This window comes from Acinetobacter sp. S-1, from assembly GCF_059579785.1.
The window spans coordinates 2,709,608-2,734,644 of record NZ_CM184207.1 but is presented as its reverse complement, the minus strand read 5'-3'; the positions used below and the strand labels follow the sequence as shown (position 1 = coordinate 2,734,644).

Here is a 25,037-nt window from a genome sequence, read left to right as displayed (position 1 = left end):
TATAAAGGCTTGTGGTTGGATTATCTATCACGAAAAATTGGAGTTGTTATGGCACTCGTTCCTCCACATGGTCTTCTAGGTGGTGGTTTAATACTACTTCTAGATTTTATGGGCAAAATGGATAGAGAAGGACGTGTTCATGACTGAATCAAGACTCACACATCTCAAACAACTTGAAGCTGAAAGCATTCATATCATCCGTGAAGTTGCTGCAGAATTCGAAAACCCAGTCATGCTTTACTCAATTGGTAAAGACTCGGCTGTTATGCTTCATCTTGCGTTAAAAGCATTTTATCCAGCTAAACTTCCATTCCCATTATTACATGTAGATACGGGTTGGAAATTTAAAGACATGATCGCGTTTCGCGATAACATGGCAAAAACTCATGGTTTTGACTTAATTGTTCATCAGAACAAAGAAGGCCGTGAAGCTGGGATCAATCCATTTGATCATGGTAGTTCAAAATATACCGATATTATGAAAACCCAAGCTTTAAAACAGGCTTTGGATAAATATCAATTTGATGCTGCTTTTGGTGGTGCACGTCGTGATGAAGAAAAATCACGTGCAAAAGAGCGTGTTTACTCATTCCGCGATAGCAAACACCGTTGGGACCCGAAAAACCAACGCCCTGAACTTTGGAATCTTTACAATGGTAAAGTGAACAAAGGTGAAAGTATTCGTGTATTCCCTTTATCTAACTGGACTGAGTTGGATATCTGGCAATATATCTATTTAGAAAATATTCAAATCGTTCCTCTTTATTTCTCTGCTGTTCGTCCAGTAGTAGAGCGTAGCGGTACGTTAATCATGGTTGATGATGAGCGTATGCGTCTAAAAGAGGGTGAAGTTCCACAGATGAAGTCTGTACGTTTCCGTACACTTGGCTGTTACCCGTTAACTGGTGCAGTTGAGTCTGAAGCAGATACTTTACCTGAAATTATCCAAGAGATGCTTTTAGCCACGAGTTCTGAGCGTCAAGGTCGTATGATTGACCATGATGAAGCGGGCTCAATGGAAAAGAAAAAGCAAGAAGGCTATTTCTAAGACAATTTCTAAATTTGTGGAGTTTGAGCAATGTCTCATCAATCAGAATTAATCAGTCAAGATATCTTGGCCTATTTAAAGCAACATGAACAAAAAGACCTTCTACGCTTTTTGACTTGTGGTAATGTAGACGATGGTAAAAGTACGCTTATTGGACGTTTACTCTACGATTCAAAATTGATTTATGAAGATCAATTGCAAGCAGTAACGCGTGACAGTAAAAAAGTAGGAACTACGGGTGATGCACCAGACTTGGCGTTGCTAGTAGATGGCCTTCAAGCAGAACGTGAACAAGGTATTACCATTGACGTAGCTTACCGTTATTTCTCAACAGAAAAGCGTAAGTTTATTATTGCAGATACTCCAGGGCATGAGCAATATACACGCAACATGGCAACAGGTGCGTCAACTGCGGACTTGGCAATCATCTTGATTGATGCGCGTTATGGTGTACAAACTCAAACTCGTCGCCATACGTTTATTGCAAGTTTGCTTGGTATTAAAAATATCGTTGTTGCAATCAATAAGATGGACTTGGTTGAATATTCACCTGAACGTTTCACTGAAATTCAGATTGAATATGATGCTTTCGTAAGCCAATTAGGTGATCGTCGTCCAGCCAATATTCAGTTTGTACCAATCTCTGCCTTAAATGGCGATAATGTTGTGAATCCGTCAGCTCATACGCTTTGGTACAAGGGTCAAACCTTGATGAGCATTCTTGAGTCGGTGGAAATCAGTCGTGAATCGAATAAACACGAATTCCGTTTCCCTGTTCAGTATGTAAACCGTCCAAATCTTGATTTCCGTGGTTTTGCGGGTACCGTTGCTTTAGGTGAAATCAATGTTGGTGATGAGATTGTTGCACTGCCATCAGGTAAGCGTTCAACAGTTAAAGAAATCGTTACTTTTGATGGAAACCTTGAGCAGGCTGTAGCGGGTCAAGCGGTTACATTGACCCTGAATGATGAAATTGATATTAGCCGTGGTAACGTTTTGGTACGTGCTGGCGAGCAACCGTTAATTTCACGTAGTGTTCGTGCTTCAGTGGTGTGGATGAATGAACATCCGCTCGTGAAAGGTAAGTTATACAACGTTAAGATTGGTACCCAGACTGTTCCTGCTAAAGTGACTAATATTCACTATCGTGTGAATGTGAATACACTTGAACATACTCATGTGGAAGAGCTTGAGTTAAATGCAATTGCAGATGTTGTAGTTGAGTTCGACGCGCCAGTTGTGTTTGATCAATATCAAGATTCTCGTTATACAGGTTCATTCATCTTCATTGACCGCTTAAGCAACGTAACTGTTGGTGCAGGTATGGTTGAGGCTGCTGTTGAATGGACTGCACATAGCAATCCTGTAACAGCTGAAGATCGTGCTGCACGTTTGGGCCAAAAGCCAGCGGTGATTGGGATTTCTGCACAGTTAATCGAGAAAGCTCAAGTTTTAGAAAGTTTATTGATCCAACAAGGTGTAGTTGCGATTGCAAAAGCCAACTTAACTGCTGAGCAAATTACTTTATTGCGTGAGACAGGTGTTGTGGTTATCACAACTTCTGTGGAAGATACGGATACAGAAGTTACTGCTGAAACCGTTGAAGAGGCAGCTGAAAAAGTTGTGGAATTAGTTCGTCTTTAATAGACTGAATTGATTTTGAAAAAACCCGCGTAAGCGGGTTTTTTATTGGGTTTAGAAAATACTTTGAGTTTTTAAAGTTAAATATTCTCTTAAATCTTTGGGATAGCTTTGAATCATCTTTAAAAATATATCTCGATCACCTTGATATAAGGCACGTGTTGCTTCTTCGTAATTTGGCATATTGCCCAACATGGCAGACATAAAACGGTCGATGGCTTGTTTAGCGAGCATAATATTACCTTCAGAATTTGGGTTATTTAACTCTTTATCAATTAACTTACGAATTACTGCTGATGCACTCGCACTTTGTTGATCTAACCAATCCCAATGTTTTTTCTGTAAAGTGATTTCACGAGAAATTACTCCGAGTTTAGGTCGTCCAACTTTTTTAATTTCTTCCGGTTCACCATAACGTTGATGAAATTCTTGTTCCGAACCAGAAAGATCAAGATCAATTTGTTGACCTGTTTGATCATTAAAAATCAGAATATTTTCCGTTGTTTTCGAAAGATCTTTGAGTTTTTTTGCAAGTTCAATAAGGGAGTCACTCGCAATAAGTGTGCTTCCAATGAAAGCAGTATAGGTGATTTTAGTATTCATTTTAGCCGCATATTTTTATCAGGGTAAAATAATATTACCAGGGTAAAATAAATTTGGCAAATAGTAAAAATCATAACCAAAGAATTATCTGATTTTATGAGTGTAGTCGATGAAGTTAGGACTATAAAAATAGTCAAGATAATGAGCTATTTAAAATTTTACTCTGCTTTAGTATCGCTTTTATGAGAGAATACGCCTTTAGTTGTATGTATAGAGACTCCTATGTTTGAGCAATCTCCTGAATCTTTAAGCGATATCGAAATTTTAGACATTTTACAGTCGATGAAAAAAGATAAGCTAGATACGGAAGCAAATGAGATCATCCGTAACGGGGGAAAAGCAGGACGTCAGGAAGCACATAAACAGGCTTTAGTGGCACTGAATACAAATTTTGAAGAAAAGTTTGTAGAGGCAGTTACTCTTGCACTAGGTTTAAATGCGGCTCAAGCTAAAAAAATACGCTATAAAAAAGATCGAATTCGTATTTTAAAAGCACGTGGTATTGATTATTTAGCTATTGATGGTGCAGAAACAGCGCAAGTTTTGGCACAAATTTCACAAGCGATTGTTCGAGAAGATGCAATAGTTACTCATGACTTACATGACATCTTCCCATTTTGGAAAGAAGGTTGGCCAATGGTGCAATTTGATAATGCCTATAAAATCTTAGAAGAAGATATTAGCTTGCACTTTCATGCGTTCTTAGACGCCATGATTGAGTATATAAATAAATAAAAATAAAAGCCCCGTTTGGGGCTTTTATTTTTAGGGGAATAATTAAAGTGTACTAAAGAGCGGGAAAACGCCAATCACTAATGCAGTGCCCATCAAAACCATACATGTTATAAATGCCCATTTAAATGTGAACTTTTGATGGTCAGCAAAGTCAACTTTAGCAAGACCGCATAACAAGTAAGTTGATGGAACAAGAGGCGATAGTAAGTGTACTGGCTGGCCTACAATTGAGGCGCGAGCAATAGCTTCTGGGCTAATACCGTAATGAGAAGCCGCTTCAGCAAGAATTGGTAAAACACCATAGAAGAATGCATCATTTGACATAAAGAATGTCAAAGGCATACTGACTAAAGCGGTAATCGGTGCAAGATATGGACCCATGCTTGGAGGAATCATTGCGACGAATTCTTTAGACATCGCCTCAACCATACCTGTACCAGATAGAATCCCTGTGAAAATACCTGCTGCGAAAATTAGACCTACAACAGCTAAAATACTATCTGCATGCATTGCGATACGCTTTTTCTGCATATCAACATCAGGATAGTTAATGAGCATTGCAATACAGAACGCTAGCATGAATAGCACTGACATTGGCAAAATGCCTTTGATTAATGCAATCATGAGAATAATAGTAAGTATCATATTTACTTTGCGTAAATGTGGACGCGTCGCTTCAGGGTCTTTCGACACGGTAATATTGTCACCATGATGACTTTCAAGCTCAATCACGCCTAAACGTTTTTGCTCATAACGGCCATATAAATATGCCAAGAAGAATAACCAACCAATACTAATGATCATTGGAAGGATCATCGGTACGAAAATATGGCTTGGATCAACTTGTAACGCACTTGCAGCACGAGCAGTAGGACCACCCCATGGCGTTAGGTTCATTACACCACTACATAACAGCATAAGCGCAGTCATAATGAGTGTGTTCATTCCTAGACGTTGATAAAGTGGCAGCATTGCAGCCACACAAATCATATAGGTGGTTGAGCCATCACCATCTAAAGAAACGAGAGTGGTTAAAAAGACAGTTCCTAGAGTAATTTTTAAAGGATCGCCTTTAACTTTTTTCAAAATCCATTTAACCGGTGGGTCGAAAAGACCTGCATCGATCATTAAGGCAAAATACAAAATTGCGAATAAAAGCATTACGCCAGTTGGCGCTAATTTTTTGATGCCATCCAGCATCATCTCACTGAGACCTTTAAGTTCAATGTGACTTAAACTTTCAAAATAATGACCTAGGCCCCAAGCAATGAGAGAAAAAATAAACGGGATGAGAATTAAAGCAATAATAGGGCTTAAACGTTTGGACATGATTAAGTACATGAAGCACAAAATCATGCCAACACCAAGTAATGTCAGCATACAATCAATCCTTTGCCTATAGTTTTACTGAACAAGTTTATTCAAAACTCTGACCTTGGTTATTCTTATTAATTTTTATTAAAAAGACAAATAATATATTTAGTTTATTTGGTTAATATATATTCGTTTGGATAGGTATATTTAGATGAAATACTGAACATATATATTAAGATTATAATGGTTTTATAATAAATGAATGCTATTATAAAATAATATAAAGGTATTATAAAAATAAAAATTATATGGCATTTTTTTTAATTATATATATTTTGATGAGTGAAATGAGAAGAAGAAGCATTTAGGGGCTTACTTTGAGCTAAGCTACAGTAAGTTTGTTTGCAATGTAAATGGGGCTTAATCACTTTATAAGCAGTTAAGAGATAGAGATTATTTTATTAATTTTCAGTATTTAAGCTTTAATAGAGTTGTTAAATAAAATAATAATACTTTTAGATTAAAAGAGCAAATTGAATAAATGAATCTAAAATAATTATTACATATATTTAAAAAAGTTATTTAGTTTTAAAAAATACCCCAGCTAAATTGTGGGGCATTTAAATTAATAACGATTAGTTTTCATCAATTGATGAGTGTGTTTCGGTTTGTTCTAAAATCCGAGTTACAAGAAGTTGGTCAATTTTAAAATGGTCGACATCGACAACTTCAAATTTATATCCACCAAATTCTACAAAATCTGCTGGACGTGGAATTTTGCGTAAACGGTACATCATGAAACCTGCAAGCGTCTCATAGTTTTCTTCATCAGGCATTTCATCAATTTCAAGAGCATGTCTTAGATCATCAATTGGTGTACTGCCATCAATTAACCATGAGTTATTATCACGTTTAATGATTTGCTGTTCTTCTTCAATAGGAGTAACCCAATCACCCATAACTGTAATCATGATATCGCTTAACGTAATCACTCCTACAACAAGTGCATATTCATTGATAACGACGGCAAATTTCTCTTTTGTAGAACGAAAACGGTCAAGTAGTTCAGAGAGTGTGAGAGTGTCGGGAATCATGAGTACAGTACGAATGGTAGACTCATTTAATTGAGTTGGTGATTGATTATTTAAAATGCGTACTAAGAAATCTTTAGCATCAACATAACCAATAACCTGATCAATATTTTCATTACACACTAAAAATTTTGAGTAAGGATATTCTGCTAATTTTTGACGAATACTATCTTCATGTTCGTTTAGGGTGAAATAAACGACGTTTTCGCGTGTCGTCATGCTTGAAGGTACAGTACGTTCTTCTAGTTCAAAAACATTCTCAATAAAGTGGTGTTCTTGTTTTTGAAGTACGCCGGCTTGAGCACCTGCATCCATGACTGCTGAGATATCATCAAAAGTAATATTATCTTCGCGTGTTGTATTGACTTTAAATAAGCGAAATAACAGATTCGCAATAGCATTAATTCCCCAAGCTAAGGGTTTACACACCTTAATAAAAACTTGAATCGGGTTAATAACGCTAATTGCAATTTTTTCAGGTGCAATCATTGCCAAGCGCTTTGGCATAAGATCGGCAAATAAAATAAATAGAGAAGTTACTAAAGTGAAGGAAAGAGCAAAACCGATAGTTTGTGTCCATGGACCTTCATAAAAGCGGTCAACTAAAGTGACAAAAAAGGGACGAAAAGCAGCTTCCCCCAAAATACCGCCTAAAATTGCAACTGCATTTAGGCCAATTTGAGAAGCTGCAAAAAAATCGGCAGATTGTTCTTGTAGATCAAGTACTTGTTGGGCACGTTCTTCGCCAGCTTCGGCTAAAATTTTTAACTTTACTTTTCTGGCACCAGCCAATGCAATTTCAGTTAAAGATAAAAAGCCTGCTGCGATGATGAGCAGTACGATGATAATGATATTTTGAAAGAGACTCACAAATCACCCGAGGTTCATCATTATTATGACTATGTTTTAACACAAAAAAGCGCTGAGGTAATCAGATTGATTGCTCAGCGCTTGAAGATAATGTCTAAAATCGACAATTGAATCAAAATTTACTTAATAGTGAGAAAATTGCGAATTGTTGGTTAGAAATTCACGATTTTCTTCTTCAATCATTTGACGAGCAACAAATAAAATAAGTTGGCGCAACCAGCGATGAGCTGGATGATGATGTAATAACGGGCACCAAGCCATTTTAAGTTCAAATTCTGGAATATAAAAAGGAGGATCCTTTATAACCAGTTTTGGGTTTTGAGTTTGTAGGCGTGCCATTCGAGTTGGAAGGGTGGCAATCAAGTCAACATTTTGAGCAAGTAATGCTGGCATTTGGTAGTGGCGGGTAAATACAGAAATTTTACGACGTTGACCAATACGTTCTAATGCCTGATCGATCCAGCCTAAACCACCTTGTTTATCTGGATTTACACCAAAGCCTACACCCATACCTGTTTTAGAAACCCAGATATGCTGTGCATCTAGATAACTTTTGAGATTCAAATGGGTTACAGCAGGGTGTTTGTCATTAAGAATACAGCTGAAACTATCACGCCAAACTAACACTTGGTGGAAACTTTGCGGTATTTCATTAAATCTATTAATCGCAAGATCAACTTTACCTTGTTCCATGTCTCTATAAGACACATCACTTGGTGTAAGAAAGTCGAGTACAACATTTGGAGCTTCAGAGCGTAGAGCTTTGACAAGACGAGGGACTAAAGTTGCCTCGGCATAGTCAGATGTCATAATGCGGAAAACGCGATTACTTGTATAAGGGCGGAATTCGGTACGGGGTTCCAAAATCATGGAAAGATCAGAAAGGGCATCACGAATACGAGGTTGTAATTCAAGTGCACGTTCTGTTGGGGTCATCCCTTCGGAAGAACGGATAAGAAGCGGATCATTAAATAAATTACGTAAGCGACGTAAAATATTACTCATTGCAGGCTGAGTTACCCCAAGCTGTTCGGCTGCGCGCGTAACATTTTTTTCACGAAGAAGTACATCAAGATATATTAATAGATTAAGATCTACTCGCTCCAGATTCATAAAAAAAATACCGAAAATAAAACCCTGAAATTGTTTCAAATTATGCCATATTTAATGATCATTGTGTGAAAAAATGATGAGAAAAGCGACATTTTTTGTAGGAATTAAGTAGGGTGGAAAGGCGTTTCAAAGGCACGATTTTACTGTCTTTGCTCAGTTTTGAATGAAAGAAATCTAAATAGAATATATTTATGAATAACTTCTCAATTTCTAGCATATCAATTGACTTTTTGCATTGGCAAAAATAGCCTAATTTACAATTGACTTTTAGATTTAAAAATGAGTGGAAAATCTCCAAAAATTGTATAAAAATAAGACTTAGTGAGTTTTTAAAATAAAACTCTATACTCCTTTAGGATAATTTTATTTTTATAAACAAAGTGTTAAAGTTTTTGGTTTTATCTATAATATCGATTTATTGGTATATTTTTTAAATAAATACTGAAGATTAACAAAGGATATTGGATTAATTGATTGGCTAAGTCTAAGCTGTGTTCATGAGGAAGCAGCTGGTGTCATAAGAAATTTAAGTAACGTGACTCTAGGCTTCAATCGATGAAATCCTAAAATGAATACAGGACAATATCATGACTACATATCAAACAGCGATTGATGCAGTACGTCAATTAAAAGCAAAATTCGGCAATACTTGGGCAGACATTAGCCCAGAAGATGCTGCTCGTATGCAACTTCAAAACCGTTTCAAAACTGGTTTAGATATTGCTAAGTATACAGCTGCGATTATGCGTCGTGATATGGCTGAATACGATGCTGACTCAAGCAAATATACTCAATCATTAGGTTGCTGGCATGGTTTCATCGCACAACAAAAAATGATTGCGAACAAAAAATATTTCGGTACTACAAGCAAACGTTATATCTACCTTTCTGGTTGGATGGTTGCTGCTCTTCGTTCTGAATTTGGTCCACTTCCTGACCAATCTATGCACGAAAAAACTTCTGTTCCTGCATTGATCGAAGAAATCTATACTTTCTTACGTCAAGCTGACGCAAAAGAATTAAACGATTTATTCCGTGCGCTTAAAAAAGCACAAGAAGCTGGTGATACTGCTAAAGCAGCTGAAATCACAGCTCAAATCGACAACTTTGAAACTCACGTTGTGCCAATTATTGCGGACATCGATGCTGGTTTCGGTAACGAAGAAGCAACTTACTTACTTGCTAAGAAAATGATCGAAGCTGGTGCTTGTGCGCTTCAAATCGAAAACCAAGTATCTGATGCTAAACAATGTGGTCACCAAGCTGGTAAAGTAACTGTTCCACACGAAGACTTCATCGCTAAGATCCATGCATTACGTTATGCATTCTTAGAAATGGGTCTTGAAGAAGGTATCATTGTTGCGCGTACTGACTCTGAAGGCGCTGACTTGACTCAAAAAATCCCAGTGGTTAAAGAGCCAGGTGACATCGCTTCTCAATACATCAGCTACTTAGATACTCAAGAAATTGACATTGCTGATGCTCAAGAAGATGAAATCTTAATCAAGCGTGATGGTAAATTACACCGTCCTAAGCGTTTACCTTCTGGCTTATATCAGTTCCGTGCTGACACGCAAATTGACCGTGTTGTTCTTGACTGTGTGTCTAGCTTACAAAATGGTGCTGACCTTCTTTGGATCGAAACTGCGACTCCAAACGTAGAAGAAATCGCACACATGGTTAACCGTGTTAAAGAAGTTGTTCCAAATGCTAAGCTTGTTTATAACAACAGCCCATCATTCAACTGGACTTTAAACTTCCGTCAACAAGCTTACGATCGTTGGGTTGCTGAAGGTAAAGACGTTTCTGCATATGACCGCGCTAAATTAATGAGTGCTGAATATGACAACACTGAATTAGCTGCTGATGCTGATGACAAGATCCGTACTTTCCAAGCAGATGCTTCTCGTGAAGCGGGTGTGTTCCATCACTTGATTACACTTCCGACTTACCACACTGCTGCTCTTTCTACTCATGAGCTTGCACAAGGTTACTTCGGTTCTGAAGGTATGTTGGCTTATGTTGCTGGCGTACAACGTAAAGAAATCCGCGGCGGTATCGCTTGTGTTAAACACCAAGCAATGGCGGGTTCTGACATCGGTGATGATCACAAAGAAATCTTCTCTGGTGATAACGCTCTTAAAGCACATGACGATGCTAAAAACACAATGAACCAATTCGCAGCTCACTAAGAATTGATTCATAAAAAAACCCGCTCAAATGAGCGGGTTTTTTAATTATTAAAAATTATTTTTTCAAAACATAGTGTTCAGCTAAAGAGCCTTCAACTTTTTTACCTTCCATATCTAAAGCAGTTGCAGTATTTTCACCAATAAAGAATTTACGGTTTTGGCCTTTATCATCTAACGTAATAACTGAAGTATTATCTTTGTCGAAAGTAAAGGTACCATGGGTTTCAAATGGGTTGGTGTCACCTTTACCAAGATAAGTTTCGGTTAGCTCGTAGGTTTTATCATCTTTAAGTTCTAATTCAGTTTTAATACCTTCACAGTCTGCGCATGGGAGAGTGCCTTTATATGTGCCGTCCCAATCGAGTGAGTTTTCAGCTGTGTGTGCGCTATCTACAGCATTATTATTCGCTTCAGTAGTTTGCGCTGGAGCAGATGCTTGAGTTGTCGTGTCGGCTTTATTTTCATTTTTGCTACAAGCGGCAAGAAGGATACTTAAGAGTGCTACTGATAATAATGTTTTTTTCATGATGCTCTAAACCTCGGAAAATAAATAAAAAACAAGTAAACAGGCTATGAAATATAAGAGCCTAATAAAAGTTTAAGTATGTAATTTAATTTTAACAAAAGGTAAAGTGAGTAAAAATTAATCAAAAAGAAAGATATAAAATTAAAAAAAAGGTATCCACTAAAAAATTAGCGAATACCTTTATATATTAAGGTTGAGAAGAAACCCCACCTAAAGAATCACAAGCTGATTTATAAAGTTGATATTGTTGCTTTAAAACTTCATCTAGCGGCATGTCAAATAACTCTTCACCATTTTTATAGCTCTCTACATATGAAGTCACCTTTTCTTTGCTTACCGCTAAAGACTGCTGGTAGTAAGAATTGATTGAGCTTGTTGCAATCTGACTTGTCTCAACATTTTTACATTCAAAATTATGGAGAATTTTTTCTGCACGTTTGACCTCACTAGATTGGCCAAAAATACACCCAGTTAAAAAGACAAGTGGCGTTAACACGAAAAAAAGTTTCATGGAGAGCAAGTATGGAAGCAACGGTGGGCGCTATTGTATAAATAATTCCATGAGTTACTGTGGTTTTATGTTAGACATTGATTGTTTTTTAACTCATTAAAATCAAAAAATTGTATCTAATTTTATCATTTTGCTTATTTTTATATTTGGTGCGTATTTTGCTTATAACTTTAAGCACTTATTTTGAACATATGAACCAGAATGAATCAGGTACAAACGTTTTCAAAAAACTCTTTAGCACCATTTTGGTATGCGCGATTAGAGCTCGGATTTTGTTTTGAAAATTCGCGCACCATAATGAGTCATAGAAAGCACCATGGCCCTGTAAGGGTGCAAAAAATGCTCTGGCCTGAAAAAACAGGCGTATGTCATGCGATTATTGTACATCCTCCAGCAGGAATCGCAGGAGGAGATCATCTTACTTTTCAAATTGAAACCAAAGATCAAGCTCATGCGGTTGTAACGACTCCTGGTGCGGGAAAGTGGTATAAAACCAATGGAAAGCAAGCCTTTCAGCATATTCATCTTCATGTGCGAGATCAGTCTATTTTGGAGTGGGTTCCACAAGAAACGATGCTGTTTGACGGAACTCTAGCACACTCTGAAACTCATATTCATCTTGATCATGCTGCGAGTTTTATTGGCTGGGATATGTTGGTACTTGGGCGACAGGCACGTGCGGAGCGCTTTATTCAAGGGAGTTATCACAACCAGTTTAAGTTGTGGCGAGAACAAAAGTTACTAGTTGCAGATACATTGTTTTTTGAAGGTGAAGACTGTTGGCTGAGTTCATGTTTAGGTATGAATAATCAAGCCGTAATGGGAAATTTTTGGGCAGTCGCTCCTGAAAAGTACCGCTCAGCTTTTTATTTAGAACAGCAGTTAGAACTCATTCGCGAATTGATGATGCGTATGCAAGCACCTGTAACTTTAACATTATTAGATGATGTAGTTTGTGCGCGTTTCTTGGGAAATGATGTCCGACATTGCCATGATGCATTTGCGGCAATAAGAGCAAGATTAAGACGTTATTGGTTTGATTTAGATGAAGAATTTCCGAGAATTTGGAGAACCTAAGTTACGTTAAATTGCGTATTTAAAAAACGATTAAAACAAGTATGCTGCTTTTGAGCACGTATTTTGCTTAAAGAAAGTTAGATGCTATTTAGGAAAGAGATATGGAACTCAATCCAACAGAAAAAGATAAATTACTTATTTTTACCGCAGGGCTAGTCGCTGAGCGCCGTAAAGCTCGCGGCTTAAAGCTAAATTATCCGGAAGCTATCGCTTTTATTTCTGCTGCTTTGCTTGAAGGAGCGCGGGACGGTATGACGGTGAGTGACTTGATGCATTACGGAACAACTTTATTAAAGCGCGAAGATGTGATGGATGGTGTGCCAGAAATGATTGCTGAGGTTCAGGTCGAAGCAACTTTTCCTGACGGTTCGAAGTTAGTCACTGTTCATCAGCCAATCGTATAAAAGGAGCGTTTATGATCCCTGGTCAAATCATTACTCCAGATACAGACATTGAGCTGAATGTTGGACGACAAACTTTAAAAGTTGTGGTGGCTAATCTTGGTGACAGGCCTATCCAGGTGGGTTCACATTTTCATTTTTATGAAGCAAATGATGCACTACAGTTTGACCGAGAAACAGCGAAAGGCTTTCGATTAAATATCGCTGCAGGCACAGCAATACGTTTTGAACCAGGACAAAGTCGAGAAGTAGAGCTTGTTGCTTTAGCGGGGAAGCGAGAAGTATATGGTTTTGCAGGTCGAGTCATGGGCAAATTAGATTAAACATAACAACGATAATGAAAGAGATGAGTAATAAGTTATGAAAATGTCACGTCGTGCATATGCTGAAATGTTTGGTCCAACGGTTGGAGATCGTATTCGCTTGGCTGATACAGAGCTTTTTATTGAGGTTGAGCAAGATTTAACGACTTATGGTGAAGAAGTTAAGTTTGGCGGTGGTAAAGTCATTCGTGATGGAATGGGACAATCTCAACTTTTAGCCGATGAAGTTGCCGACACTGTCATTACTAATGCCTTGATTGTGGATTGGTGGGGGATTGTAAAGGCTGATGTTGGCTTAAAAAATGGTCGAATTTGGAAAATAGGGAAAGCTGGAAATCCTGATATTCAACCTGACATTACCATTCCTTTAGGTGCTGCAACAGAAGTGATTGCGGGTGAAGGGCAAATTTTAACGGCAGGTGGTATTGATACTCACATTCACTGGATTTGCCCTCAGCAAGTTGAAACCGCGCTAATGTCGGGGACAACAACAATGGTGGGTGGTGGTACAGGACCGGCGGCTGGAACTTCAGCAACGACAGTGACTCCGGGGCCTTGGCATATTGCGACCATGTTGCAAGCCATTGATGATTTACCTATGAATATTGGACTGTTAGGCAAAGGTAATTTGAGTTTGCCAGACCCAATTCGAGAGCAAATTAAAGCTGGGGTAATTGGGTTAAAACTACATGAAGACTGGGGCTCAACACCGGCAGCCATTGATAACTGTTTGAGTGTGGCAGATGAGTTTGATGTGCAGGTCGCGATTCACACAGATACTTTAAATGAAGGTGGGTTTTTAGAAGAAACTCTAGCTGCATTTAAAGATCGTACGATTCATACATACCATACCGAAGGCGCTGGTGGTGGACATGCACCCGACATTTTAAAGGCAATTGGACAAAGTAATGTCTTGCCGTCTTCAACTAATCCAACACGTCCTTATACGATTAATACCATTGATGAGCATTTAGACATGCTCATGGTTTGCCACCATTTAGACCCAGCAATTGCTGAAGATATTGCTTTTGCAGAAAGCCGTATTCGCCGTGAAACTATTGCCGCTGAAGATATTTTGCAAGACTTAGGTGCAATTGCCATGATGTCCTCTGACTCTCAGGCGATGGGTCGTGTGGGTGAAGTAATTATACGTACTTGGCAAACTGCTCATAAAATGAAAATTCAACGTGGTCCTTTAGAGGGTGATAATGAGTTTCATGATAACAATCGCGTTAAACGCTACATTGCCAAATATACAATTAACCCAGCCATTACCCATGGTTTAAGTCATGAAATCGGTTCGGTTGAAGTTGGAAAACTTGCTGATTTAGTGTTATGGAAGCCTGCATTTTTTGGTGTGAAACCTTCTATGATTATTAAAGGTGGCATGATTGCAGCGGCACCGATGGGTGACATTAATGCTTCAATTCCGACACCTCAACCCGTGCATTATCGCCCAATGTTTGGGGCTTATCCGCGTGGTGTACATAACACCTGTATTACCTTTTTATCTCAAGCAGCAATCGATGAAAAAGTTGCTGAGAAGCTAAATCTTAAAAAGTTAATTAGTCCATGTAAAAACACTCGTTCAATTACCAAAGCCGATATGAAGCACAACACATATTGTCCAGTCATGCATGTTCATCCTGAAACTTATGAGGTGCGGGCTGATGGTGAATTATTAACGTGTGAACCTGCAGACGTATTACCGATGGCACAGCGTTATTTCTTATTTTGATAAGTTTTATAGAGATGATTTGCCTCATTACTTTAGATATGAATGAAAGAAATAAGGAGAGAAAAGCTAAATGAAAATTTACACGCAACGACTTGAAGATATTTCTCCTGATCAGGCATTTGAAACGGTTGAACTGACTTTTGATACCCGTCAAAAATCCCGCTTTCGAGCGGCTTTAGCGAGTGGCATCGATATTGGTGCTGATTTACCGCGTACCGGTATTTTGCGTAGTGGCTCATATATTGCAACGCAAGAGGGCGATGTATTACGTGTTGATGCCAAACCTGAGCGATTAATGCAAGTCACTGCTCAAACCGATTTTGATTTGCTTAAAGCTGCCTATCACTTAGGTAATAGACATGTACCATTAATGTTGACCCCTACAGCTTTGTATTTTGAGCCTGATCATGTTCTTGCAGAAATGGTGGAAGGGTTAGGACTTACGGTGACAGAAACCGATCATCCGTTTGAACCTGAAAGTGGTGCTTATGCGCAGCATAGTCATGACCATCGTTTAAGCCCAATCAAAGCTTTACATCATGTCCATTCATAGTGCCGCGCAATTACTGCAATTACTGACACTGTCTTCTACGGCATTGCCAGTTGGGGCGTATTGTTATTCACAAGGTGTGGAAACGGCGATTGATATTGGCCTAATACATGACGAAATCTCGGCAATTGCTTACTTTGAAGAAGTACTTGAGATGTTGTTGGTGAGGTTCGAGTTACCCGTATTAAAGCGTCTTATGCAGCATCATGATGACTCAGAACAATTTCTGGTTTGGGCAAATTTGTATAAGGCCAGCAGAGAAAGTAAAGAACTCTTGGCAGAATCTCAACAGCTGGCATTTTCTTTAAATGCGTGGATTAAAGATGTTTTAAAAAGAACAGTTGAGGTTAAAAAGCAGTTTGGTTTCGTGCCGGTCTATGCACAGCTTTGTGGTCGACTCGAACTCAACGACATGGATGTACTTACGGCTTACACCTTTACTGTTTTAGAAAATCAGGTTTTAGCCGCAGTAAAAACTGTTCCTTTGGGACAAATGGCTGGGCAAAGAATTTTATGGCACTTGCATGGTTTAGTACCACAAGCGGTAGAGAAAGCTTTGAAGCTTAATGATGAGCAATTGAGCAGCGCTTTACCTCGTTATGCCATGCTAAGCATGAAACACGAAACACAATATTCACGGTTATTCAGATCTTAAGTTTAGGAAAAAGGATAAAAATCATGACAGAGCGTAGTCCATTACGAGTTGGAATTGGCGGACCAGTGGGTTCGGGTAAAACAGCACTTACACTTAATTTATGTTTAGCCTTGCGTAATAAATACAATATGGCTGTGGTGACAAATGATATTTACACCAAAGAAGATTCAAACTTCTTAACCCGTAATGAGGCGATGTCACCAGATCGTATTGTGGGGGTAGAAACTGGTGGTTGCCCTCATACCGCAATTCGTGAAGATGCTTCAATTAACTTGGCTGCAATTGATGATTTGTGTGAAAAATTTGAAGGCTTAGAACTCATTATCATTGAAAGCGGTGGTGATAATTTAGCTGCAACATTTAGTCCTGAACTCTCTGATTTAACTTTATATGTCATTGATGTGGCTGGTGGTGAAAAAATTCCTCGTAAAGGTGGGCCGGGTATTACCAAGTCAGATTTACTCATTATTAATAAAACTGACCTTGCGCCAATGGTAGGTGCAAACCTTGATGTCATGGACCAAGATGCGAAACGCATGCGCGGAGAAAAGCCATTCTTATTTTCAAACATGAAAACACAAGATGGTCTTGAAGAAATTATTCAGTTTATTGAGAAACAAGGGCTGTTTAAAGCTTAAGGAGAGATTATGGACTTCATGAAAAAATGGAGTGTAGTGCTCCTTTCATTATTGCCAGCACTTGCAATGGCTCATCCGGGACATGACCATGCACATTCTGGTTTTATGGCGGGCTTTATTCATCCCTTTACTGGGTTAGACCATTTAGTGATGGCTTTAGGTTTTGGTGTCTTGTTGTGGTCAGCTGCTAAACAGTGGAAAATTGCTGGAGTTATTGTCTTAAGTATTACCTTAATTATAGGCTTTTTAGTAGGTGCTCAAGGTTTGGTACCAGTTAATATGGCTGAATACGGCATTGTTGCTTCTTTAGTTATTACAGCAATTGCCCTATGGACAAAATCCAATAAAGTTTTACCAATTGCCGCGGCATTACTTGCAAGCTTCCATGGTATGGCTCATGGTGTTGAGTTAGCACATGCGGGGCATATTGTTGCATTAGTAACTGGTATGGTTGCTAGTATGGCGCTCATCTATTTGGGGGGATTGGTGTTGGGTGCTGTGCTTACCCGATATGTGCCATATGGCAAAAAAATTGTTGGCGCCTGTGCAGCAGTTGTTGCAGTGATTGGCTTAAGCTAACTAAAACTTTGCAAAGGAAAAGGTAGCTTTAAGTTACCTTTTTTATTCGTTTACTTTCTGGTAAAGCCCCGCGTGAACTGTACCCGCTTTAGTGGTTTTAACTTGTTGCCATGTTGCTGGAAGATGAAGCTGGGATAAATCTCGGTCAGCTTCAACATAAATATATCCATTTTTTTTAATATGAGGCTCGGCCAAGTTCGAGAGTTCTTGCCATAAATCAAGACTATAAGGTGGATCTAAAAAAACCACATCGAACTGTTCTTTTAAGCGGGGTAGGGCTTGTTGAGCCGTTGTATTAATTAGATGACAGTTTTGGGCTTTTAATAGTTCAATATTATCTTTTAAAAATCGTGCCTGAGCTTTGTCAGGCTCAATCATATAAACAGATGCAGCACCACGTGACAGAGCCTCAAAACCTAATGCACCAGAGCCTGTACAGATGTCGAGAACTTGAGCATTTTGAATATCCCACATGAGCCAGTTAAATAGAGTTTCGCGTACTCTATCTGGGGTTGGGCGTAAGCCATCAATGCTAGCGAAAGGCAGTACTCGTCTTTTCCATTCGCCGCCAATTATACGTAATTGATTTTTCATTATTCATCGGCCTCATTGGTAGCAGGACGAGCAGGAGCAGCTTGCGGTGTTGATGCTGCTGGTTTGTTGGTGGTAGCTGTAGCCGATGCTGGACCAGAACTTTCACCGCCGCTTGGAAGTTCACCCGGTTTAATACCTGCTGTCATTAACCCGCCATTGACTTGGTGATTTGCTGGACGAATCGGGTTTTTCTTACGAGTTAATAGCCAGTAATCAAAGACAGGTCTTGCAAGTTGAGCAGCTGAACCACCATGACGACCATTTTCCCAAATGACTGCAATCGCAATTTCAGGTTTTTCAGCAGGGGCAAATCCAACGAATAAACCATGGTCAAGTTGACGTTCACTCAAGGCTGCTTCGTTATAGCGTTTACCCTGTGCAATACTCTTAACCTGTGCTGTACCTGTTTTCCCTGCAATTTGGTAGAGGGGAGTACGAATACCGCGGCCAGTACCTGATTGAATTACATCAATCATGGCATCACGCATTTGAATCCAGTCTTCATCAGTGCCGTTGAATTTGATTTTGCCATCAGGTGCATTACGTACTGTAAATGGTTTTGCACCATGCGTTGCGCGTAAAACATGAGGCGTTACATGAGAACCATGATTTGCCGTAATTGCTGTTGCCATCGCAAGCTGTAATGGAGTGGCTGTAAACGCGCCTTGACCAATACTGACAGAAATAGTTTCACCCTTCATCCATTTCGCTTTACGCGTACGCATTTTCCATTCAGGACTTGGATAAAGGCCTTCACTTTCACTTGGTAAATCGACACCTGTTTTTTGACCAAATCCAAATTGGCGCATCCATTGGTTCATTTGATCAATACCCATTTGATGGGCAAGAATATAAAAATAGGTATCACATGACATAATGATGGCTTTATGCATGTTCACGATGCCATGACCAGATTTTTTCCAGTCACGGAACTTATGTGAATCACCTGGTAGATGGAAATAACCAGGGTCAGAAATTGCCGTTGACCAGTCTACAATACCGTAGTGTAGGCCACCCATTGCTTCCATTGGTTTAATGGTAGAACCAGGGGGATATACACCCTGCACAGCACGGTTATAAAGAGGTTGGTCTAAATTGTCACGTAGTGAACTGTAGTCAGTATGACTAATGCCTGTCACAAACAAATTAGGGTTAAAACTTGGGCTAGACACTAAAGCTAGAATTTCACCTGTACGAGGATCAATGGCGACAATAGCCCCACGACGACCTGCAAGCTGTTGAGATGCGACAACTTGTAAACCGTAATCTAAAGATAAATAGAGATCATTACCACGAGTAGGGTCTTTACGACCTAAATGACGCAATACATTACTATGTGCATCTGCTTCAACAGATTCGTAACCGGGTGTCCCATGTAGTAGGTCTTCATAGCTTTTCTCAACACCAATTTTTCCAATTAGGTTGGTCCCAGCATATAAGTCTTTATCAATACTTTTTAATTCTTTATCGTTGATACGCCCGACATAGCCAATCACATGAGCAAATAACTCACCGTGTGGATAATAGCGAGTCATTTGTGTCTCGATTCTTACACCTGGAAACTTATATTTGGCTTCACTAAATTTAGCAATATTGGCTTCAGTTAGATTAAGTTTAATCGCGACGCGTTCAGTTTTACGGGCAGTTTTTATACGGCTTTTAAAACGGTCAATATCTTCTTGTGTTAAATCTAAAATAGGTTGTAATTGCTCAATGACACTATCAACATCTTCTACATCTGTTTTACTTAAAGTTGCTGTAAAAACAGGATAGTTATCTGCTAGTAATACACCGTTTCTGTCATAGATATAGCCACGAGCAGGCGGAAGCGGCTGCAAGCGAATTCGGTTTTTGTCAGATGCAGTCGAGAATTCGTCGTAGTGAAAAATTTGTAGATAAGCGTATCGGCTAATTAAGACTAATAAGCAGATGGTCACGATCCCTACGGCAAAAAAGATACGACCTCGATAAATGCGCTTTTCTTGCTGGATATCTTTTAAAGGAAAGTGCTGTTTCATAAGGATCGACTTAATGACATAGGGTAGAAAAATAGCTGCTTATTCTAACGCAAGAGCACTTAAAATATTGCATAATTTTCAAAGTTTCATTGCATTTTAATAAGATACTTTTTGACTTTGCAGACAACAAAATTGTAGATACTTGTATATAAGAAGCAAAATAATTCTGTTAAAGTCTCTCATTCAATAGAATAGGGTTGTTCTCACCATACGATTAGGGAAAATGGAGAAAATAATGAGAAAAATTTATCCCTTACTTGCAGTTTTGACAGTAAGTAGTTGGGCCCATGCTCAAGACTACTCGTTTCTTCCGGAAGCAAAATTAGCAGGACATAATGCATCTACCTGGAATGTGGGTGCAGGCGTTACTCAAAAATTATTACATCTTAACGGTGAATGGGTAAACCCGTATGGGATTGCTTATGCGAAAGCCGGTGCATTTTTGAATGGTGACAAAACCGCTGGTGGTCAAGTTGGCTTCCGATACCCTTATTATCTTACTGGCACAGACAAAAATGGTTACTATATCGGTTTCTATGCTGGTCATCTTGATAGTAAAGAGGTTGATGGTGATTTTAAATCCCGTTTAGGTGCGGGTGTTGATTTGGCCTATGTGTGGTTAAATTCAGAAAGAATTAGCACTTTTAGTGTGGGTATCGGTGCGGCTGAAAAATTAACTGACCAGAACGGAAATGTTGCTGCAGATACTAAACCACAAATTCAATTTTCTTATTCTCTAAGTTTTGGTTTATAAAACAAAGCAGTTTATCGTTAACTCGCCATAAGCAGAGCACAAATAAATACGAGAGTCTTACATGTTAGAGTACGTCAGTGGATTGTGGCAGACCTTTTTACACAGACCTGATTTTTGGGCCGTTTTGAGTATTATTCCCGTAACGGCTTTTGTCACATGGGCACATGTGTGGATGGCTTTAAAAATGGTATTTTACCCAATTAAATTTTGGGGATTCCATTTAGGACCATTGCCAGTAGGTTGGCAAGGTATCGTGCCACGTAAAGCAGGACGTATCTCTGGAATTATTACCGATAACACTTTATCTAAATTAGGCTCATTGCGTGAATTTTTAGAAGCAATGGATCCTGAAGATATGGCCCGTATTATTGGTGAACAAGTCGGTTTTGAACTTGAACATCTTATTGATGAAGTAATGATCGATCGTAATGCTGTGCTTTGGGAAAATCTACCTTATTCAATTAAACGCCGTATTTATGCTCAAGCACATAAGCAATTGCCGGGTGTGCTAAAAGAATTAGTGACTGAGCTGACCATGAATGTAGAGTCACTGGTTAACATGCGTGAAATGGTCGTGAGCCAGATGGAAGGTGATCGCCGTTTAATGGTACGTATGTTCTTAAAGGTGGGTCAAAAAGAAATTAACTTTATTTGGCATATTAGTGCACTGATTGGGATGTTCTTTGGTATTTTCCAAATGGTGGTTTGGTTTGTAGTACCATGGCACTGGACAGTACCATTTTGGGCTGCAATTTGGGGCTTTTTAACTAACTGGATCGCAATCTGGATGGTATTTAACCCAATTGAGCCGCATTATATTCGTTATCCACAGATTTTTAGATTAACAAAAGATCGTAAGTTTCCATGGATTGTACCAGTTCTTCGAATTGGGACCTATAATGTCCAAGGCGCTTTTATGAAGCGTCAAGAGGAAGTCTCTGATGTGTTTTCGAGCGTAGTCACAGAAGATTTGATCACGTTAAAATCGATTATGACCGAAATGATGTACGGGCCGCGTAAAGATAAAACGCGCCGCATTGTTAAGCGTCATATTAACGAAATCATGGAAACCCCGTTAGTTCGCACCTCTTTACAGCTTTCTTTAGGGCCAAGAGAGTACGCAAGATTAAAGACGGACTTGATTGATCGTTCAATTGAAATTACGATGGGACCCGTATGTGACCCAGCACTGAACGCAAGCCGGGCACAGAAGATTTTTCAAATGTTTAAAGAGCGTATTCGTGAACTAACACCAAAAGAATTTCAGAATTTATTACGTCCTGCATTTCAGGAGGATGAGTGGATTCTTATTGTACTAGGTGGGGTAACCGGATTTATTGCTGGTACAATACATTTGTTTGTGGCTTTCTTATAATTCGATGTCAGGCAGGATCTATTGAAGATTAACGAGACTTTTTCTGCCGGACTTCATATTCATTGTTTTAAATGAGGATGTTTTTTATGCGCATTATTTTACTCGGACCACCTGGAGCAGGCAAAGGGACTCAGGCTCAGTTGATCTGTAAGCGCTACAATGTCCCACAAATTTCAACCGGTGATATGCTCCGTGCTGCGATTCGTGAAGGTACTGAATTAGGTCTAAAAGCTAAAAGTGTAATGGAATCTGGTGGTTTGGTTTCAGATGAACTTATTATCGGTTTAGTAAAAGAACGTATTGCTCAACCTGACTGTGCAAATGGCTGCATTTTCGATGGTTTCCCACGTACTATTCCACAAGCTGAAGCTTTGGAAAAAGAAGGGATCAGCATCGATCACGTGATTGAAATTGATGTTCCTGATGAAGAAATCGTAAAACGTCTTTCTGGTCGTCGTCAGCATCCAGCTTCTGGCCGTGTTTATCACACTGTATACAATCCACCTAAAGTGGAAGGTAAAGATGATGAAACTGGTGAAGATCTTGTTCAACGTCCAGATGACCAAGAAGAAACAATCCGTAAGCGTTTAGCGTCTTATCACACTGAAACAGAGCAATTGGTTGGTTTCTACCAAGGTCGTGCTGCTTCTGGTGAAAATGCTCCAACTTATGACAAGCTTGATGGCTTGCGTACAATTGAAGATGTACAAAAAGATTTGTTCAACATCTTAGACAAATAATTTAATATTGTTTGTGATAATGAGCCCTCTTTGTGAGGGCTCTTTTCTTTCATTAAGTGCAGGAGAACAATATGAAAATCATATTGATTTTGGTGGTATTGCTGAGTCTGGCACTAGTAATATTTTTGGCTTTTCAAAGCTACAAAATGCTAAGACAGGTTCAAAGACAAGCAAAAGAAGAGCGTAATGAAAAAAAGCGTCTAAAGTAAGTTTGATTGGGTATGATCCCTATACCCAACCATATTTTTAAGCTTCAATATTTTTAATGGCAATTTGCTTTTGTGCGCCAAATTCAAAGCGATCAGGCCAGTTACAGACATCTGCAACAACACATTCTGCACATTTAGGTTTACGGGCGATACAACAATAACGACCGTGTAATATGAGCCAGTGGTGTGAATCTAAAATAAATTCTTTAGGAATGACCTTAATTAAGCGGTGCTCAACCTCAAGAACATTTTTACCTACTGCTAAGCCAGTTCGATTACCCACTCGGAAAATATGAGTATCGACAGCCATGGTGGGTTGTCCGAAAGCCGTATTTAAAACCACGTTAGCTGTTTTACGCCCGACACCTGGTAAAGCTTCTAAATCTTTTCTGTTGCTTGGAACTTCGCCGTTAAATTGTTCCATTAAAATCTTACAGGTCTTAATGACATTTTCGGCTTTTGCGTTATAGAGACCAATTGTCTTGATATATTCCTTTAACCCATCTACGCCTAAGTTATAGATTTTTTCAGCTGTATTCGCCACAGGGTAGAGTTTATCAGTTGCTTTATTAACACTTACGTCGGTCGCTTGAGCTGACAACATAACTGCAATAAGTAGCTCAAATGGAGATGAATATTTTAACTCGGTTTGAGGTGAAGGTCGTTGTTCGCGAAGGCGTTCAAAGAAAATTTGAATCTGCTTTTTCGTCATATTCTTGACGGCCATTCAGACCTCCTGTAATTGCATGAGTTGCTGTTGAAGTTCTTCAAGTTGAAGACGTTTTTTAGCATCTTCACGTACACTGAGTTGTTTTTCCAGTTTCTTAATTTGCGTACGAATTTTCGCTAACTCAATTGTAGTTTTTGCATCAGTTGACACAACTTCTTTGGGTTTCTCGATGAGCTCGATTGAAGGTACTTCATCAAGTGCCTGAGAGAATTGGGCAAACAGTTGGGTATCAATTTCAGCACGTACTACAGGCCCTTTACGGTGAGTACGACGTTTTTCTTCGCGCTGAATGTGAGCGTAATAACGTTGTCTTAAATCATTTTGTTCAGCGATACGCTGTTGCTCATTTGGTAATGCTTGCGTGTCTTCGACTAAATCAATGCAATCTACCGGACAAGGTGGAATACATAACTCACAACCTGTACATAAGTCAGTCAAGATGGTATGCATGAGCTTACCACTTCCAATAATAGCATCTACAGGGCAAGCACTAATACATTTGGTGCAACCAATACATTCATCTTCTCGAATAATCGCTTTCATTCGCTGAGGGCGCCCATCGGCCTGTACAGGCCATACGCTAGTTTCAGCGGTTAACACAGGACGATTTAATAGATTTGCGAGTGCATCGGCTACAGGCTGACCACCTGGAACACATTTATTTGCTTCTTCACCTTCAGCAATCGACTTTGCGTAGGGTAGACATCCATCACGATGTCCACATAAACCACACTGAGTCTGTGGTAATAACGCATCAATCTCGCGTATGAGAGAAATAGATGAATTCATAGTGGGCAAATAGCTTGGTTAAAACGATGCGATAATGAAGAAAAACCTAAGTAAGGTCAATGGATTTTAACGAATTTATCGGGTTTTTAATTGACCTAAAATGTAGCTAATATTGCACAATAATAGATCAATAAAAATGAAAAGATAAATGACTATTTCTTATTTTTAAGTAGTTTTCCTAAAAATAAGTTTTTGATAATTAAGATAAATAAAATAATTTAAA

Annotated in this window: 27 protein-coding genes; 17 read left to right on the top strand and 10 right to left on the bottom strand. The window is 39.0% G+C overall.

The annotated features are described in order from the left end of the window. The first annotated feature begins 15 nt into the window (after positions 1-15). From AC52J8_RS13035 to cysN, 3 genes are read left to right on the top strand one after another with little or no spacing between them, the layout of a single operon-like run. Positions 16-147, top strand: a complete 132-nt coding sequence (locus AC52J8_RS13035; RefSeq protein WP_002117520.1) for a hypothetical protein — start codon at positions 16-18, stop codon at positions 145-147. Next, a complete protein-coding gene (gene cysD, locus AC52J8_RS13030; protein WP_000140408.1) occupies positions 140-1,048 on the top strand; it encodes a sulfate adenylyltransferase subunit CysD in 909 nt (302 codons plus the stop codon). Before AC52J8_RS13035 ends, cysD begins: the two co-directional genes overlap by 8 nt. Before the next feature lie 30 nt (positions 1,049-1,078). After that, positions 1,079-2,692: a sulfate adenylyltransferase subunit CysN gene (gene cysN, locus AC52J8_RS13025; RefSeq protein ID WP_086400160.1), complete on the top strand. Its 1,614-nt coding sequence runs from the start codon at positions 1,079-1,081 to the stop codon at positions 2,690-2,692. A 51-nt stretch (positions 2,693-2,743) separates the two neighbouring features. On the opposite strand, the gene AC52J8_RS13020 is transcribed toward cysN, so the two are convergent. Further along, positions 2,744-3,292 (bottom strand): DUF2239 family protein, encoded by a 549-nt coding sequence (locus AC52J8_RS13020; protein ID WP_068529225.1) that lies wholly within the window; start codon positions 3,290-3,292, stop codon positions 2,744-2,746. A 222-nt stretch (positions 3,293-3,514) separates the two neighbouring features. On the opposite strand from AC52J8_RS13020, the gene AC52J8_RS13015 reads away from it, so the two are divergent. After that, positions 3,515-4,027: a hypothetical protein gene (locus tag AC52J8_RS13015; protein WP_002117749.1), complete on the top strand. Its 513-nt coding sequence runs from the start codon at positions 3,515-3,517 to the stop codon at positions 4,025-4,027. A gap of 42 nt (positions 4,028-4,069) precedes the next feature. On the opposite strand, the gene AC52J8_RS13010 is transcribed toward AC52J8_RS13015, so the two are convergent. The 3 genes from AC52J8_RS13010 to AC52J8_RS13000 all read right to left on the bottom strand — a co-directional run bounded on the left by AC52J8_RS13010 (position 4,070) and on the right by AC52J8_RS13000 (position 8,415). Further along, positions 4,070-5,407 carry a CitMHS family transporter gene (locus tag AC52J8_RS13010; protein ID WP_086400159.1) on the bottom strand — a complete coding sequence of 446 codons (1,338 nt, stop codon included), beginning with the start codon at positions 5,405-5,407 and terminating at the stop codon, positions 4,070-4,072. 569 nt (positions 5,408-5,976) lie between these two features. Further along, positions 5,977-7,302 (bottom strand): polyamine export protein PaeA, encoded by a 1,326-nt coding sequence (paeA, locus tag AC52J8_RS13005; protein ID WP_002117726.1) that lies wholly within the window; start codon positions 7,300-7,302, stop codon positions 5,977-5,979. A 123-nt stretch (positions 7,303-7,425) separates the two neighbouring features. Then, positions 7,426-8,415, bottom strand: a complete 990-nt coding sequence (locus tag AC52J8_RS13000; protein WP_004703082.1) for a LysR family transcriptional regulator — start codon at positions 8,413-8,415, stop codon at positions 7,426-7,428. Positions 8,416-9,002: 587 nt separating this feature from the next. Between AC52J8_RS13000 and AC52J8_RS12995 the strand changes: the two genes are divergently transcribed. Continuing rightward, the gene (locus AC52J8_RS12995) at positions 9,003-10,607 is read left to right on the top strand and encodes an isocitrate lyase (protein ID WP_002117581.1); all 1,605 of its coding nucleotides are present in this window, start codon (positions 9,003-9,005) and stop codon (positions 10,605-10,607) included. 55 nt (positions 10,608-10,662) lie between these two features. On the opposite strand, the gene AC52J8_RS12990 is transcribed toward AC52J8_RS12995, so the two are convergent. Both AC52J8_RS12990 and AC52J8_RS12985 read right to left on the bottom strand, forming a co-directional pair. Then, positions 10,663-11,133, bottom strand: a complete 471-nt coding sequence (locus AC52J8_RS12990) for a copper resistance protein NlpE (RefSeq protein ID WP_044100614.1) — start codon at positions 11,131-11,133, stop codon at positions 10,663-10,665. Between the two features lie 187 nt (positions 11,134-11,320). Then, entirely contained in the window at positions 11,321-11,644 is a 324-nt protein-coding gene (locus tag AC52J8_RS12985; RefSeq protein ID WP_496538796.1) for a hypothetical protein, read from the bottom strand. Positions 11,645-11,845: 201 nt separating this feature from the next. Here AC52J8_RS12985 and AC52J8_RS12980 point away from each other — a divergent pair, with 201 nt between their 5' ends. The 8 genes from AC52J8_RS12980 to AC52J8_RS12945 all read left to right on the top strand — a co-directional run bounded on the left by AC52J8_RS12980 (position 11,846) and on the right by AC52J8_RS12945 (position 17,605). Then, positions 11,846-12,721 (top strand): urease accessory protein UreD, encoded by an 876-nt coding sequence (locus AC52J8_RS12980; protein WP_197738936.1) that lies wholly within the window; start codon positions 11,846-11,848, stop codon positions 12,719-12,721. Positions 12,722-12,822: 101 nt separating this feature from the next. Next, complete coding sequence (gene ureA, locus AC52J8_RS12975; RefSeq protein ID WP_002117495.1) at positions 12,823-13,125, top strand: urease subunit gamma; 303 nt, start codon at positions 12,823-12,825, stop codon at positions 13,123-13,125. 11 nt (positions 13,126-13,136) lie between these two features. Further along, a complete protein-coding gene (locus AC52J8_RS12970; protein ID WP_086394401.1) occupies positions 13,137-13,445 on the top strand; it encodes an urease subunit beta in 309 nt (102 codons plus the stop codon). A 37-nt stretch (positions 13,446-13,482) separates the two neighbouring features. After that, positions 13,483-15,183, top strand: coding sequence for an urease subunit alpha (gene ureC / locus AC52J8_RS12965; protein ID WP_005075501.1), 1,701 nt, complete (start codon positions 13,483-13,485; stop codon positions 15,181-15,183). Between the two features lie 70 nt (positions 15,184-15,253). Further along, a complete protein-coding gene (gene ureE / locus AC52J8_RS12960; protein ID WP_017387150.1) occupies positions 15,254-15,736 on the top strand; it encodes an urease accessory protein UreE in 483 nt (160 codons plus the stop codon). Then, the gene (locus AC52J8_RS12955) at positions 15,723-16,388 is read left to right on the top strand and encodes an urease accessory protein UreF (RefSeq protein WP_086400158.1); all 666 of its coding nucleotides are present in this window, start codon (positions 15,723-15,725) and stop codon (positions 16,386-16,388) included. Before ureE ends, AC52J8_RS12955 begins: the two co-directional genes overlap by 14 nt. Positions 16,389-16,411: 23 nt before the next feature. Beyond that, positions 16,412-17,026, top strand: a complete 615-nt coding sequence (gene ureG / locus AC52J8_RS12950) for an urease accessory protein UreG (protein WP_002117800.1) — start codon at positions 16,412-16,414, stop codon at positions 17,024-17,026. Between the two features lie 9 nt (positions 17,027-17,035). Next, positions 17,036-17,605 (top strand): HupE/UreJ family protein, encoded by a 570-nt coding sequence (locus AC52J8_RS12945; protein ID WP_496538795.1) that lies wholly within the window; start codon positions 17,036-17,038, stop codon positions 17,603-17,605. Between the two features lie 42 nt (positions 17,606-17,647). On the opposite strand, the gene rsmD is transcribed toward AC52J8_RS12945, so the two are convergent. Both rsmD and mrdA read right to left on the bottom strand, forming a co-directional pair. Continuing rightward, positions 17,648-18,199: a 16S rRNA (guanine(966)-N(2))-methyltransferase RsmD gene (gene rsmD / locus AC52J8_RS12940; RefSeq protein WP_017387153.1), complete on the bottom strand. Its 552-nt coding sequence runs from the start codon at positions 18,197-18,199 to the stop codon at positions 17,648-17,650. Beyond that, the gene (mrdA, locus tag AC52J8_RS12935; RefSeq protein WP_005802923.1) at positions 18,199-20,217 is read right to left on the bottom strand and encodes a penicillin-binding protein 2; all 2,019 of its coding nucleotides are present in this window, start codon (positions 20,215-20,217) and stop codon (positions 18,199-18,201) included. The genes rsmD and mrdA overlap by 1 nt, the downstream gene beginning before the upstream one ends. A gap of 235 nt (positions 20,218-20,452) precedes the next feature. Between mrdA and AC52J8_RS12930 the strand changes: the two genes are divergently transcribed. The 4 genes from AC52J8_RS12930 (at position 20,453) to AC52J8_RS12915 (ending at position 23,295) form a co-directional block, all read left to right on the top strand. Beyond that, positions 20,453-20,971, top strand: a complete 519-nt coding sequence (locus tag AC52J8_RS12930) for a hypothetical protein (protein WP_002117557.1) — start codon at positions 20,453-20,455, stop codon at positions 20,969-20,971. Between the two features lie 61 nt (positions 20,972-21,032). Then, a complete protein-coding gene (locus tag AC52J8_RS12925) occupies positions 21,033-22,346 on the top strand; it encodes a DUF445 domain-containing protein (RefSeq protein WP_005070566.1) in 1,314 nt (437 codons plus the stop codon). Between the two features lie 86 nt (positions 22,347-22,432). Further along, positions 22,433-23,086 carry an adenylate kinase gene (gene adk / locus AC52J8_RS12920; protein WP_002117671.1) on the top strand — a complete coding sequence of 218 codons (654 nt, stop codon included), beginning with the start codon at positions 22,433-22,435 and terminating at the stop codon, positions 23,084-23,086. A 71-nt stretch (positions 23,087-23,157) separates the two neighbouring features. After that, positions 23,158-23,295, top strand: a complete 138-nt coding sequence (locus tag AC52J8_RS12915) for a hypothetical protein (RefSeq protein ID WP_349913188.1) — start codon at positions 23,158-23,160, stop codon at positions 23,293-23,295. Positions 23,296-23,332: 37 nt separating this feature from the next. On the opposite strand, the gene nth is transcribed toward AC52J8_RS12915, so the two are convergent. Together nth and AC52J8_RS12905 are read right to left on the bottom strand one after the other, a co-directional pair. After that, positions 23,333-24,022 carry an endonuclease III gene (gene nth / locus AC52J8_RS12910; protein WP_002117539.1) on the bottom strand — a complete coding sequence of 230 codons (690 nt, stop codon included), beginning with the start codon at positions 24,020-24,022 and terminating at the stop codon, positions 23,333-23,335. Next, a complete protein-coding gene (locus AC52J8_RS12905; protein WP_032037251.1) occupies positions 24,023-24,814 on the bottom strand; it encodes an RnfABCDGE type electron transport complex subunit B in 792 nt (263 codons plus the stop codon). Between the last annotated feature and the right edge of the window lie 223 nt (positions 24,815-25,037).